The organism is Variovorax sp. UMC13 (assembly GCF_014170375.1).
Taxonomy (GTDB): Bacteria; Pseudomonadota; Gammaproteobacteria; order Burkholderiales; family Burkholderiaceae_C; genus Variovorax.
In genome coordinates this window covers 39992-51531 of the sequence record NZ_LZZW01000024.1, presented here as the reverse complement: position 1 = coordinate 51531, position 11540 = coordinate 39992, and the positions used below count along the sequence as shown (strand labels likewise).

At 71.2% G+C, this 11540-nt stretch carries 12 protein-coding genes; 7 read left to right on the top strand and 5 right to left on the bottom strand.

Going from position 1 to position 11540, the window contains the following annotated elements; translation table 11 throughout:
- Positions 1-26 precede the first annotated feature (26 nt).
- Positions 27-368: a carboxymuconolactone decarboxylase family protein gene (locus tag A9977_RS19600; RefSeq protein ID WP_183026555.1), complete on the bottom strand. Its 342-nt coding sequence runs from the start codon at positions 366-368 to the stop codon at positions 27-29.
- A 151-nt stretch (positions 369-519) separates the two neighbouring features.
- Between A9977_RS19600 and A9977_RS19595 the strand changes: the two genes are divergently transcribed.
- From A9977_RS19595 to A9977_RS19565, 7 genes are read left to right on the top strand one after another with little or no spacing between them, the layout of a single operon-like run.
- Positions 520-1401, top strand: a complete 882-nt coding sequence (locus A9977_RS19595; RefSeq protein WP_259652058.1) for a MetQ/NlpA family ABC transporter substrate-binding protein — start codon at positions 520-522, stop codon at positions 1399-1401.
- Positions 1398-2798, top strand: a complete 1401-nt coding sequence (locus A9977_RS19590) for an LLM class flavin-dependent oxidoreductase (protein WP_405054693.1) — start codon at positions 1398-1400, stop codon at positions 2796-2798. The genes A9977_RS19595 and A9977_RS19590 overlap by 4 nt, the downstream gene beginning before the upstream one ends.
- Positions 2795-3937, top strand: a complete 1143-nt coding sequence (locus tag A9977_RS19585; RefSeq protein WP_183026554.1) for an ATP-binding cassette domain-containing protein — start codon at positions 2795-2797, stop codon at positions 3935-3937. The genes A9977_RS19590 and A9977_RS19585 overlap by 4 nt, the downstream gene beginning before the upstream one ends.
- A complete protein-coding gene (locus A9977_RS19580; protein WP_183026553.1) occupies positions 3927-4580 on the top strand; it encodes a methionine ABC transporter permease in 654 nt (217 codons plus the stop codon). Before A9977_RS19585 ends, A9977_RS19580 begins: the two co-directional genes overlap by 11 nt.
- The gene (locus tag A9977_RS19575) at positions 4577-5827 is read left to right on the top strand and encodes an SfnB family sulfur acquisition oxidoreductase (RefSeq protein WP_183026552.1); all 1251 of its coding nucleotides are present in this window, start codon (positions 4577-4579) and stop codon (positions 5825-5827) included. The genes A9977_RS19580 and A9977_RS19575 overlap by 4 nt, the downstream gene beginning before the upstream one ends.
- A 10-nt stretch (positions 5828-5837) precedes the next feature.
- Positions 5838-7016: an acyl-CoA dehydrogenase family protein gene (locus tag A9977_RS19570; RefSeq protein WP_183026551.1), complete on the top strand. Its 1179-nt coding sequence runs from the start codon at positions 5838-5840 to the stop codon at positions 7014-7016.
- A gap of 19 nt (positions 7017-7035) precedes the next feature.
- Positions 7036-8001 carry a threo-3-hydroxy-L-aspartate ammonia-lyase gene (locus A9977_RS19565; RefSeq protein WP_183026550.1) on the top strand — a complete coding sequence of 322 codons (966 nt, stop codon included), beginning with the start codon at positions 7036-7038 and terminating at the stop codon, positions 7999-8001.
- A 1-nt stretch (position 8002) separates the two neighbouring features.
- Here A9977_RS19565 and A9977_RS19560 read toward each other — a convergent pair whose 3' ends face one another.
- Genes A9977_RS19560 through A9977_RS19545 form a run of 4 tightly spaced genes read right to left on the bottom strand, consistent with a single transcriptional unit; the run spans position 8003 to position 11516 of the window.
- A complete protein-coding gene (locus A9977_RS19560; RefSeq protein ID WP_183026549.1) occupies positions 8003-8695 on the bottom strand; it encodes a type II CAAX prenyl endopeptidase Rce1 family protein in 693 nt (230 codons plus the stop codon).
- A gap of 4 nt (positions 8696-8699) precedes the next feature.
- On the bottom strand, positions 8700-9350 hold the full coding sequence (locus tag A9977_RS19555; RefSeq protein WP_183026548.1) for an ABC transporter ATP-binding protein: 651 nt from the start codon (positions 9348-9350) through the stop codon (positions 8700-8702).
- A complete protein-coding gene (gene miaA, locus A9977_RS19550; RefSeq protein WP_183026547.1) occupies positions 9347-10309 on the bottom strand; it encodes a tRNA (adenosine(37)-N6)-dimethylallyltransferase MiaA in 963 nt (320 codons plus the stop codon). Before miaA ends, A9977_RS19555 begins: the two co-directional genes overlap by 4 nt.
- Positions 10287-11516, bottom strand: coding sequence for a multidrug effflux MFS transporter (locus tag A9977_RS19545; RefSeq protein WP_183026546.1), 1230 nt, complete (start codon positions 11514-11516; stop codon positions 10287-10289). Before A9977_RS19545 ends, miaA begins: the two co-directional genes overlap by 23 nt.
- Positions 11517-11540: the final 24 nt, after the last annotated feature.

Below are 11540 nucleotides of genomic sequence, written 5' to 3'. Positions count from 1 at the left end.
GCGCCAGCCCGCCGCCTGTCGTGGCCTCAGTCGCCCTGCTTCAGGGCCGCGAGCGTGGCCCCGAACTGGCCGATCGCACCGCCCGCGCGCAGTTGCGCCGCGACCCACAGCGCCTCGGCGACCTCGCCCTCGGTGGCGCCGAGCCTGCGTGCGTTCTTCACATGCAGCGTGAGGCAGGACTCGCACTGCGTCACGTGCGTGACCGCGACCGCGATCAGCTCCTTGATCTTGGGTTCGAGGTGGCCGGGCGCGAACACCGCCTTGTCGAAGGCGGCGAAGGCCGCGAAGGGTTCGGGCGCGAGCTCTTTCAGCGCCTGCATGCGCGCGCTCCGGGTCCAGTCGATGCGTTCTTCGTTGTCTCGGCTCATGCGGCGATTGCAGGGGCATCGCGCGCGCGTGACAAAGAAGGAATCCGCATAAGCAAGGGCTGAAAGCTTCGTTGTCCGCATGGCGACGAGGCCTTAAGTTCGCGGGTCCATTTCGCGGCCCGCCCGCGGCCGCCTGCCAGAAAAGTCGTCCATGAAGAAACCCATGCCCTCGTCCGTCTTCGCCTTCACCCGCCGCTTCGGCGGCGCCTTCCTCGCCGCCGCGGCGCTGTCCTCGCTGGGCGCGCCCGTCTTCGCGCAGGACAAGCCGCTCAAGGTCGCGACCGCCACCAGCCCGGCCACGCGCGGCCTGGAGATCGCGGCGCAGCAGGCCAAGGCCCAGGGCCTGAACGTCGAGATCATCGAGTTCAGCGACTGGCGCACGCCCAACTCGGCCGTGGCCAGTGGCGAGGTCGACGTGAACCACTTCCAGCACAAGCCCTTCCTCGAGCAGTCGAACAAGGCCGGCGGCTACAACCTGGTGCCCATCGCGGGCGGCTACACCACCACGGTCGGCCTCTACTCGAAGAAGCTCACCTCGCTGGACCAGATCAAGACCGGCGCCAAGATCGCGATCGCGCAGGACCCGATCAACACCGCGCGCTCGCTGCTGGTGCTGCAGGAGGCCGGCCTGATCAAGCTCAAGAACGGCGGCAGCACCACCTCGACCTTGGAAGACGTGAGCGAGAACCCGCGCAAGCTGCAGATCCTGCAGATCGACGGCCCGGCCATCGCGCGCGCCTTCGACGACCTCGATGCCGCCGTGACCTACGCGACCTTCGTCAAGATCGCCGGGCTCGACGTGCACAAGCCGATCTACCGCGAGAAGGACAACAGCAAGTACAGCTTCGTCTGGGCCGCCAAGCCCGAGCGCGCCAACGACCCGCGCATCCGCAGGTTCATCGCCATCTACCAGAACAGCGCCGAAGTGAAGGCCGCGGTGCGCACGGCCTTCGACGGCCTGGTCGAGTTCCCGTGGGAGACGGCGCAGGCCAACGCACAGAAGACCGCGCTGAACGCGACCCCCGCCAAGTGAGCGGAGTGGCAGGGGCGCGCGGCGCCGCGGCGCGGCCCATTCTGTTGAACGCCGTGCACATGAACTGCATCGGCGACATCGCCCACGGCCTGTGGACCCATCCGCGCGACGACTCGCGGGCCTACCGCACTTCGCGCTACTGGGCCGAGCTGGCCCGCACGCTGGAGCGCGGCGGCTTCGACACGCTGTTCCTGGCCGACATCATCGGCGCCAACGACGTCTGGGAAGGCCGCCCCGACGCGGCGCTGCGCGAAGGCGTGCAGCACCCGATCAACGACCCGCTGCTGCTGGTGCCGCTGATGGCGCACGTGACCGAGCACCTGGGCTTCGGCGTGACCGTGAACCAGTCCTACGAGGTGCCGCACCTGTTCGCGCGCCGCATGAGCACGCTCGACCACCTGAGCGAGGGGCGCGTCGCCTGGAACATCGTGACCGGCTTCCTCGACAGCGCGGCCCGCGCCGCCGGCCAGACGCAGCAGCTGGGCCACGACGCGCGCTACGACCGTGCCGACGACTTCATGGAACTGGCCTACAAGCTCTGGGAAGGCAGCTGGGAGGACGACGCCGTGGTGCACGACCGCGCCGCGCGCATCCACACCCGGCCCGACAAGGTGCACCGCATCCGCCACGAAGGCCCTTACTACCAGGCCGACACCATCTTCCTGAGCGAGCCTTCGCCGCAGCGCACGCCGGTGCTGTTCCAGGCCGGCGCCTCCAAGCGTGGCATGGACTTCGCGGCGCGCCATGCCGAATGCATCTTCGTCTCGGGCACCAAGGCCCAGGCGCGCGAGACCATCGCCGACATCACGGCGCGCGCGGTGGCGCTGGGCCGGCGCCGCGCGGACCTGCGCTTCTTCGTCGGCACCATCGTGGTGGTGGGCGCGACCGAGGCCGAGGCGCGAGAGCGTTTTGCCGAGTACCGGCACCACGCGAGCCCCGAGGCCGGCCTGGCGCATTTCTCGGCCCAGACCGGCATCGACTTCTCGCGCTTCGACCTCGATGCGCCCATCGTCAACCCCGACACGCAGGCGCTCAAGTCCTTTCTCGAATCGGTCACCACCCGCAGCGGCGGCCAGGTCTGGACCCCGCGCCGGCTGCTCGACCAGATGGTGCTGGGCAGCCGCCACACGCCTATCGTCGGCTCGGCCGAGCAGGTGGCCGACGAACTGGAGTCGTGGGTGCGCGAAGCCGACGTCGACGGCTTCAACCTGATCCGCACCGTGGTGCCCGAGTGCTTCACCGACATCGTCGACCTGCTGGTGCCGGAGCTGCGCGCGCGTGGCGTCTACAAGACGGCCTACACGCCCGGCACTTTGCGCCACAAGCTCTTCGGCACCGATCGCCTGCCCGATCGGCACGCGGCCGCGTCCTTCCGTTTTTCTCCTGCTTCCGCATGACCGACCTGTCCGAGATCCGCCACGTGGCAGCGCATGACACCGGCGCGGCGCGCAGCGCCAGCATCGTGTTCGAGCGCGTGGGCAAGCACTACGAAGGCACGGCGGGGCGCACGCAGGCGCTGGCCGGGATCGACTTCCGCATCGAGACCGGTGAGGTCTTCGGCATCATCGGCCGCAGCGGCGCGGGCAAGTCGACGCTGCTGCGCACCGTCAACCGGCTCGAGTCGCCGACCGAGGGCCGCGTGGTGGTGCACGGCACCGACGTCGGCACGCTCGACGAGGACGCGCTGGTCAAGCTGCGCCGCCGCACCGGCATGATCTTCCAGCACTTCAACCTGCTGTCGGCCAAGACGGTGTGGGAGAACGTCGCGCTGCCGCTGCGCGTGGCCGGCGTGCCGCGCGAGGCGATCGCGCGCAAGGTCGGCGCGCTGCTCGAGCTGGTGGGCCTGGCGGCCAAGAAGGACGCCTACCCGGCACAGCTCTCGGGCGGCCAGAAGCAGCGCGTGGGCATCGCGCGTGCGCTGGTGCATGACCCGGAAGTGCTGCTGTGCGACGAGGCCACCTCGGCGCTCGATCCCGAGACCACGCAATCGATCCTGGCGCTGCTGCGCGACATCAACCGCCGGCTTGGCCTGACCGTGGTGTTGATCACCCACGAGATGGCGGTGATCCGCGAGATCTGCGACCGCGTCGCGGTGCTAGAGAAGGGCCGGCTGGTCGAGCTGGGCGAGGTCTGGCGCGTGTTCGGCGATCCGCAGGGCGATGCCACGCGCGCGCTGCTGCAGCCCTTGCTGCACGAGCTGCCGCCCGAACTGCGCCAGGGGCTGCGGCCGGTGCAGGCCGGCGAGGCGCTGGCGCCCGGTGCGACCGTGCTGCTGGACCTGCGGCTCAACGGCCAGCACGGGCGCGAGTTCGAACTCGGCGCGCTGGCGCTGGCCCTCGGCGGCCCGCTGCAGCTGCTGCACGGCGGCATCGACCGCATCGCAGGCCGGCCGCTGGGCCGCGTGGTGTTGTCGGCGCGCAGCTCGCTGCGCACGGCCGATGCGCTGCGCCATGCGCTGGCCGGCCTGGTCGACCAGGTCACGGTGCTGGGTGTGCGCGAAGAAGAGGAAAAAGAAGGAGCCGCGCATGCTGCTTGACATGTTCATCAACGCGACCTTGCAGACCCTGCTGATGGTGGGCGTCTCGGCCGCCTTCGCCTTCGTGGCCGGCGTGCCGATCGCGGTGGTGCTGACCACCACCGCACCGGGCGGCATCTATGCGCGGCCCGGCGTCAACCGGGTGCTGGGCAGCGTGGTCAACGTGCTGCGCTCGGCCCCCTTCATCATCCTGCTGGTGGCGCTGATCCCGTTCACGCGCTGGGTCGTCGGCACCTCGATCGGCCTGTGGGCCGCGGTGGTGCCGCTGTCGATCGCCTCGACGCCTTTCTTCGCGCGCATGGTCGAGGTGAGCCTGCGCGAGGTCGATCGCGGCCTGGTGGAAGCGGCGCAGGCCATGGGCTGCAAGCGCTGGCACATCGTGCGCCACGTGCTGCTGCCCGAGGCGCTGCCGGGGATCATCGCGGGCTTCACGCTGACGGTGGTCACGATGATCGGTTCCTCGGCCATGGCCGGGGCGGTGGGCGGCGGCGGGCTGGGCGACCTGGCGATCCGCTACGGCTACCAGCGCTTCGACACCGTGGTGATGCTGGAAGTGATCGCGCTGCTGATCGTGCTGGTCGGCGCGGTGCAATGGAGCGGCGACGCGCTGGCGCGCCGGGTCAATCGAAGGGAGAGGGCATGAGCCACGGCAGCCACGACAACCAGCACCGGCCGCGCCGTGCGCGCGCCTTCACGCGGCCCGATGCCCACGTCATCCGCAACGACGCCGAGGCGCTCGAGGCCGCGGCCGCCTTCGCCGCCGCGATCGCGCCCGGCGCCGCCGCGCGGGATCGCGACCGTCTGCTGCCCCATGCCGAGGTCGACGCCTTCTCGCAGAGCGGCCTCTGGGCACTGACCGTGCCGCGCAGCCATGGCGGCGCGGACGTCAGCCATGTCACGCTGGTCGAGGTGTTCCGGCGCATCGCGCAGGCCGACCCCTCGATCGCCCAGATTCCGCAGAACCACTACAGCGTGGTGTGCGCGCTGCGGCTCGACGGCAGCCCCGCGCAGCAGGATTTCTTCTTCGCCGAGTTGCTGCGCGGCGCGCGGCTGGGCAATGCGGTGTCGGAGGTCGGCACCCGCCACGTGCGCGAGACCCGCACCCGCCTGGTGGCCGACGCCGCGGCGGGCGAGGGCGCGTTCCGCCTCGATGGCCGCAAGGCCTTCTCGACCGGCGCGCTGTTCGCCGACTGGATTCCGGTGTCGGCGCGCGATGCGCAGGACAAGCCCTGGCTGGCGATGGTCGAGCGCGGCGCGCCGGGCCTGGCGGTGATCGACGACTGGTCGGGCTTCGGCCAGCGCACCACGGCAAGCGGCAGCGTGACGCTGGCCCAGGTGGCGGTGCAGGCCTGGCAGCTCGTGCCCTCGACGCGCTTCGCGCGGCCCACGCTGGCCGGCCCCTTCTCGCAGATCCTGCAGGCCGCCATCGACGGTGGCATCGCCCATGCGGCGCTGGAGGACATGCGCCATTTCGTGACCACGCGTGCGCGGCCTTGGATCGACAGCGGTGTGGACCTCGCCAGCGCCGACCCGCTCACCTTGAGCGAGGTGGGGCGCCTGCGCGTGCAGCTGCGCGCCGCCGATGCGCTGCTCGAACGCGCCGCGCGCGCGCTCGACGACACGCCCGCGGTCTCGACGCCGGAGCAGGCCGGCGAAGCCTCGCTGGCCGTGGCCGAGGCCAAGATCCTGACCACCGAAGTCGCACTGCAGGCCGCGAGCAAGCTGTTCGAACTGGCCGGCGCGCAGAGCACGGTGGCCGAGCACGGCCTCGACCGCCACTGGCGCAACGCGCGCACCCACACGCTGCACGACCCGGTGCGCTGGAAATACCACGCGCTGGGCGACCACTTCCTCAACGGCAAGCTGCCGCCGCACCATCTCTGGTTCTAGCCTCTCATTCATGAACGCCCGCCTGCCCCATCCGCCCGTCGACGACCTGCAGCCGCTGCTCGATGCCCTGCGCGCCACCGCCGTGGCCCGCGACCGCGAGGGCGGCCATGCCGCCGCCGAGAAGGCCCTGATCCGCGCGCACGGCCTGCTGAACGACGCCGTGCCGCAGGCCTTCGGCGGCCGCGGCCTCGACTGGCGCAGCGTCTTCACGACCGTGCGGCGCATCGCGGCGGTCGACAGCGCCCTGGCCCATGTGCTGGCCTTCCACCACCTGCAGGTCGCGACCGTGGCCATCTACGGCACGCCGGACCAGCAGCAGCGCTGGCTCTCGGCCACGGTGCGCGAGCAGGGCTGGTGGGGCAATGCGATGAACCCCATCGATCGCCGGCTCGAGGCGCACGAGGGCCCCGGTGGCGACCTGGTGCTCGAGGGCACCAAGAGCTTTTGCTCGGGCACCACGGGTTCCAGCTACATGACGCTCTCGGCCGTGCCGGCCGCGGGCGGCCCCATGCTGCTGGGCATCGTGCCGACGCAGCAGCCGGGCATCGCGGTGCTCGACGACTGGGACCCGATCGGCCAGCGCCAGACCGACAGCAACGCGGTGGTCTTCACGCAGGTGGCGCTGCCCGCGCGCGACGTGATCCGCGCGAGCGACGCCGTGCCCACGGCCTTCCACACGCTGCGCACCACCATCGGCCAGCTGGTGCTGGTCAACCTCTACCTGGGCATCGCCATCGGTGCACGACAGGAAGCGCGCCAATGGGCGCACACGAACGCGCGACCCTGGGTCAGCTCGGGCGTCGCCCATGCCACCGACGACCCCTACACGCTCAACCGCTTCGGCGAACTGCAGGTGCAGGTCGCCGCGGGCGAGGCGCTGGCCGACCGCGCCGCGCAGGCGCTCGATGCGGCCTACGTGAAGGGCGAGGCCCTCACCGCGGACGAGCGCGCCGCGGTCGCGATCGCGGTGGCCGAGGCCAAGGTGGTGGCGCATCGCGCGGGCCTGTACGCGAGCCAGGAGCTGTTCGAGGTGGTGGGTGCGCGCGGCACGCACGCTTCGCTGGGCTTCGACCGCTTCTGGCGCAACGCGCGCACCCACACGCTGCACGATCCGCTGGATTACAAGCTCAACATGCTGGGGCGCTGGGCGCTCAAGGACGAGGCCCCCGTGCCTTCGCTCTACACCTGAGCTTGGTAAGCTGTGCGGCATGACTGCACTGCCCACCTACGACGACGTGGTCGCCGCCGCCGCGCGGCTCGAAGGCCATGCCCACCGCACCCCCGTGCTGCGCTCCGCCACCGCCGATGCGCGCTGGGGCGCGCAGTTCTTCTTCAAATGCGAGAACTTCCAGCGCATGGGCGCGTTCAAGTTCCGCGGCGCCTTCAATGCGCTGTCGCGCTTCGACGCGGCGCAGCGCCAGGCCGGCGCCATCGCCTTCTCCTCGGGCAACCACGCGCAGGCCGTGGCGCTGTCGGCCCGGCTGCTGGGCATGCCCGCGCTGATCCTGATGCCGCAGGACGCGCCGGCCGCCAAGCTGGCCGCCACCCGCGGCTACGGCGCCGAGGTGGTGCTCTACGACCGCTTCACGCAGGACCGCGAGGCGCTCACGCAGCAGTTGGCGACCGAGCGCGGCATGACGCTGATCCCGCCCTACGACCATCCCGACGTGCTCACCGGCCAGGGCACGGCGGTGAAGGAACTGATCGAGGAAACCGGCCCGCTCGATGCGCTCTACGTGTGCCTGGGCGGGGGCGGGCTGCTCAGCGGCTCGGCCCTGTCGGCGCGTGCGCTGTCGCCCGGCTGCAAGGTCTACGGCATCGAGCCCGAGGCCGGCAACGACGGCCAGCAGTCGCTGCGCGCCGGCCGCATCGTGCACATCGAGACGCCGCGCACCATCGCCGACGGCGCGCAGACCCAGCACCTGGGCCAGCACACCTTCGCCATCATCCGGCGCGACGTGGACGACATCCGCACCGTGAGCGACGCGCAACTGGTCGACGCGATGCGCTTCTTCGCCGAGCGCATGAAGATGGTGGTCGAACCCACGGGCGGCCTGGCCTTCGCCGGCGCCTGCCAGGACGCGGCCACGCTGCCGGGCGCACGGGTCGGCGTGATCGTGAGCGGGGGCAACGTGGACCTGGGGCGCTACGCGGCGCTGCTGGCGGGCGAGTGAATCAGGGCGAAGCCACGGTTTCCATCACGAAAACGCAAGCATTGAACAAGGCATGCGCAAGGATGGACCAGCGCAAGCCCATGCGAATGCAGATGTAGGCGAGTCCGTACCCGGTCACCAGTTGAGGCAGCACCAGCACCACGGCACGAATGGGCGCGCCGGAGATCACTTGCCAATTGCTGAGATGGACCAATGCGAACGAGACCGTGGACAGGTGCACCCACAGGGCACGATGGCGAAGCAGTACACGGTGGACCCAGGGCAGCAAGGCCCTGCGTCTTTGTGCGTTCAGAAGCGACAGAAGCGCGCCCACGGTGAACAACGCGAGCAGACCGAGCATCGCAGGGCGCTGGGGACTGACGAGCGCGATGAGCAGCAGCAATGACCACAGCAGCAGGACGGCCATGGTCGCGCTTCTCAATCCGCTTCTGAAGACGAGTTCTTCGGTCACCGGTGCCAGCACGACGCCGAGCAGCCATACGCGCCACGTGAGCGGATCTGAGCCCGCGCCAAGGAAGATCATCTCGCGTGCGAGGCCCAGTCTTTCCGCGAGGGTGCCGAGGACCATGGCGCTGCCCAGCATCAACGTCAGTACGACGGCCAGGCGAGTCCAGAGGAAGCGTGAAGAACGAAGCGTTTCGGTCGGCAGGCCACGGTGAAGGAGCATCCTCACTTCACCGAGGACCTCGTTCACCGTGTCACGCACGCACGATCCCTTGCGATGTCAGGTGCAGCACGCGATCCGCCCGCGCCGCCGCCGCCTCGGAGTGCGTGACCAGCACCAGCGAGGCGCCGTGCTCGCGGGTCTGGGCCAGCAGCACGTCCATCACCTTGGCCGCGGTGGTCGGGTCGAGGTTGCCGGTGGGCTCGTCGGCCAGCAGCAGGGCGGGGCGGTGCACCAGGGCGCGCGCGATGGCCACGCGCTGCAGCTGGCCGCCGCTCAGTTGCTGCGGCAGCCGCGCCCCGAGCCCGGCCAGGCCGACCACTTCCAGCATGCGCGCCACGCGCGCCTCGTCGCGCCGGCCCAGCAGCATCAGCGGCAGGCCCACGTTCTGCGCTACGTCCAGATGCGGCAGCACATGGAAGGCCTGGAACACGAAGCCTACCTGGCTGCGGCGCCAGATCGCGCAGGCTTCGGCGTCGAGCGCGCCGATGTCGGTGGCGTCGTGCACGATGCGCCCGGCGTCCCAGGTGTCGAGGCCGGCCATGCAGTTGAGCAGGGTCGACTTGCCCACGCCCGATTCGCCCACGATGGCGACGAACTCGCCCGCCGCCACCGTGAGCGAGACCTCGGCGAACACGGTCGCGTCGCCATAGCGCTTGGCCAGGTTTTCGATGTGCAGTGTCATGCGATGCCCATGATGCGGTCGACCACCTGCGCGATGGCGTCGGGCGCTTCGGCCGCGACCACCTGGCGCTGCGGCATGCTGCGCAGCCAGGTCATCTGGCGCTTGGCCAGCTGGCGCGTGGCGGCGATGCCGCGTTCGCGCAGTTCGGTCATCGGGCAGTCGCCGTCGAGCGCCTCCCAGGCCTGGCGGTAGCCCACGCAGCGCATCGAGGGCAGGTCGGCCACCAGGTCGCCGCGCGCGCGCAGCGCCTCGACCTCGGCCAGGAAGCCGCCGGCCAGCATGGCGTCGAAGCGTTCGGCGATGCGGCCGTGCAGCCAGCTGCGTTCGGTGGCTTCGAGCGACACGAAGGCCGCGGCCTGCGGCCCGCGGACCTTGTCGGCGGCCGCATGGAAATGCGACAGCGGCAGGCCGCTGCTGTGCCAGACCTCGAGCGCGCGCTGCAGGCGCTGGCTGTCGTTGGGCGCGAGCCGCGCGGCCGTGACCGGGTCGACCGCGGCCAGGCGCGCATGCATCGCGGGCCAACCGTGGGTCGCGGCCTCGGCCTCGAGCATCGCGCGCACCGCGGGGTCGGCCGCGGGCATGGCGTCGATGCCGTCGGCCAGTGCCTTGAAGTACAGCATGGTGCCGCCCACCAGCAGCGGCAGGCGACCGCGGGCGTTGATCTCGCCGATCAACCGGGTGGCGTCGGCCACGAAGGCGGCGGCGCTGTAGGCCTCGCGCGGGTCGCGGATGTCGATCAGGTGGTGCGGCGCTTCGGCCAACTCGGCCGCGCTGGGCTTGGCGGTGCCGATGTCCATGCCGCGGTAGACCAGCGCGGAGTCGACGCTGACGATCTCCACCGGCCGGCGCCGCGCCACCGCGAGCGCAGCCGCGGTCTTGCCGGCGGCGGTGGGGCCGGCCAGGGCGGCGAAGCGCGTGGCCGATGGCGCCTGGGTGTCATTCGCCACGGGCTTCTCCATACTTCTGAACCAGGGTCCAGCCGATCAGCGCGATGCAGACGCTCCAGAACCACATGCCATAGGCCAGCGGCCGCACCGTGCCGTCGAGGTGCGTGCCCAGCCAGCCGCCGATGCCGAAGGCCGCGAGCATCATCACGAAGCCGTTGAGCGCCGATGCGGCACCGGCGGCCTGCGGGAAGGGCCCGACCGCGCCGCTCTGGCCGCAGGGCTGGTGCACGCCGTGGCCCAGCATCACCAGCGTGAGCGGGCCCACGATCGCGGCCACCGACTGCACACCGGCCAGCGCCAGGCCGCCCATCAGCGTGCCGCCGCTGAGCGTGAGCACCGCCCCGCGCGCGATGCTGCCGCGCACGCCATGGCGCGGCAGCCAGTATCGGCAGACGAAGGTGCCGGCGATGTAGGCCAGCGAGTTCCAGAGCATCACCAGGCCGTACTGCGTCTTCGTCAGGCCCAGCACCTGGATGAAGACGAAGGAAGAGGCCGCGAGGAAGGTGAACAGCACCGCATAGGAGGCGGTGGTGAGCGCGCAGAAGGCCAGGAAGGTGGGGTGGCGCAGCACCATGGCCCAGGTGCGCAGCAGCGTGCGCGGCGCCAGCGCCTCGGGGTTGCGCCGCGCCAGCGACTCCTCGAAACGCAGCGCGACCAGCGCCAGCGTGCCGGCGCCGAACAGCGCCGGCGCCAGCAAGGCCACGCGCCAGTTGGCCAGGTCCGACAGCAGCCCGCCCAGCGGCGCGCACAGGCAGGCGATCACGCCCAGGCCGGTGAGCGCACGCGACATCACGCGCGCGCCCTCGGCCGGCAGGTACAGGTCGCGCACGATGGCGCGGGCCGCCATCACGGCCGCGCCCATGGCGGCGCCCTGCAGGGTGCGCCAGCCGATCAGCCATTCCATCGACGGCGCCAGCGCGCCGCCCACCGCCGCCACGACATAGGCAGCCAGGCCGCAGAGCAGCACCGGCCGGCGGCCATAGCGGTCGGACAGCGGGCCCAGCAGCAGCTGCGAGAGCCCGAAGGCCAGCAGCAGTGCCGTGAGCGTGAGCTGGGCATGGGCCACGGGCGCGCCGAAGCCGGCGGTCAGGGCCGGCAGGGCGGGCAGGTAGAGGTCGGTGGTGACGGGCTGGATGCCCAGCAGCAGGGCCAGCGTCAGGACGATCAGCGCGGGCGACGCGACCGGCGCGGCCGCCGGTGCAAGGGAGGAAGGCGGCATGCGCCCGAGGGTAACAAAAGCCGG

Excerpts from the sequence above, each read along its gene's own strand:
- A9977_RS19600 (WP_183026555.1), bottom strand. The coding sequence starts at position 368 with ATGAGCCGAGACAACGAAGAACGCATCGACTGGACCCGGAGCGCGCGC.
- A9977_RS19595 (WP_259652058.1), top strand. The coding sequence starts at position 520 with ATGAAGAAACCCATGCCCTCGTCCGTCTTCGCCTTCACCCGCCGCTTC.
- A9977_RS19585 (WP_183026554.1), top strand. The coding sequence starts at position 2,795 with ATGACCGACCTGTCCGAGATCCGCCACGTGGCAGCGCATGACACCGGC.
- A9977_RS19580 (WP_183026553.1), top strand. The coding sequence starts at position 3,927 with ATGCTGCTTGACATGTTCATCAACGCGACCTTGCAGACCCTGCTGATG.
- A9977_RS19575 (WP_183026552.1), top strand. The coding sequence starts at position 4,577 with ATGAGCCACGGCAGCCACGACAACCAGCACCGGCCGCGCCGTGCGCGC.
- A9977_RS19570 (WP_183026551.1), top strand. The coding sequence starts at position 5,838 with ATGAACGCCCGCCTGCCCCATCCGCCCGTCGACGACCTGCAGCCGCTG.
- A9977_RS19565 (WP_183026550.1), top strand. The coding sequence starts at position 7,036 with ATGACTGCACTGCCCACCTACGACGACGTGGTCGCCGCCGCCGCGCGG.
- A9977_RS19555 (WP_183026548.1), bottom strand. The coding sequence starts at position 9,350 with ATGACACTGCACATCGAAAACCTGGCCAAGCGCTATGGCGACGCGACC.
- miaA (WP_183026547.1), bottom strand. The coding sequence starts at position 10,309 with ATGGAGAAGCCCGTGGCGAATGACACCCAGGCGCCATCGGCCACGCGC.
- A9977_RS19545 (WP_183026546.1), bottom strand. The coding sequence starts at position 11,516 with ATGCCGCCTTCCTCCCTTGCACCGGCGGCCGCGCCGGTCGCGTCGCCC.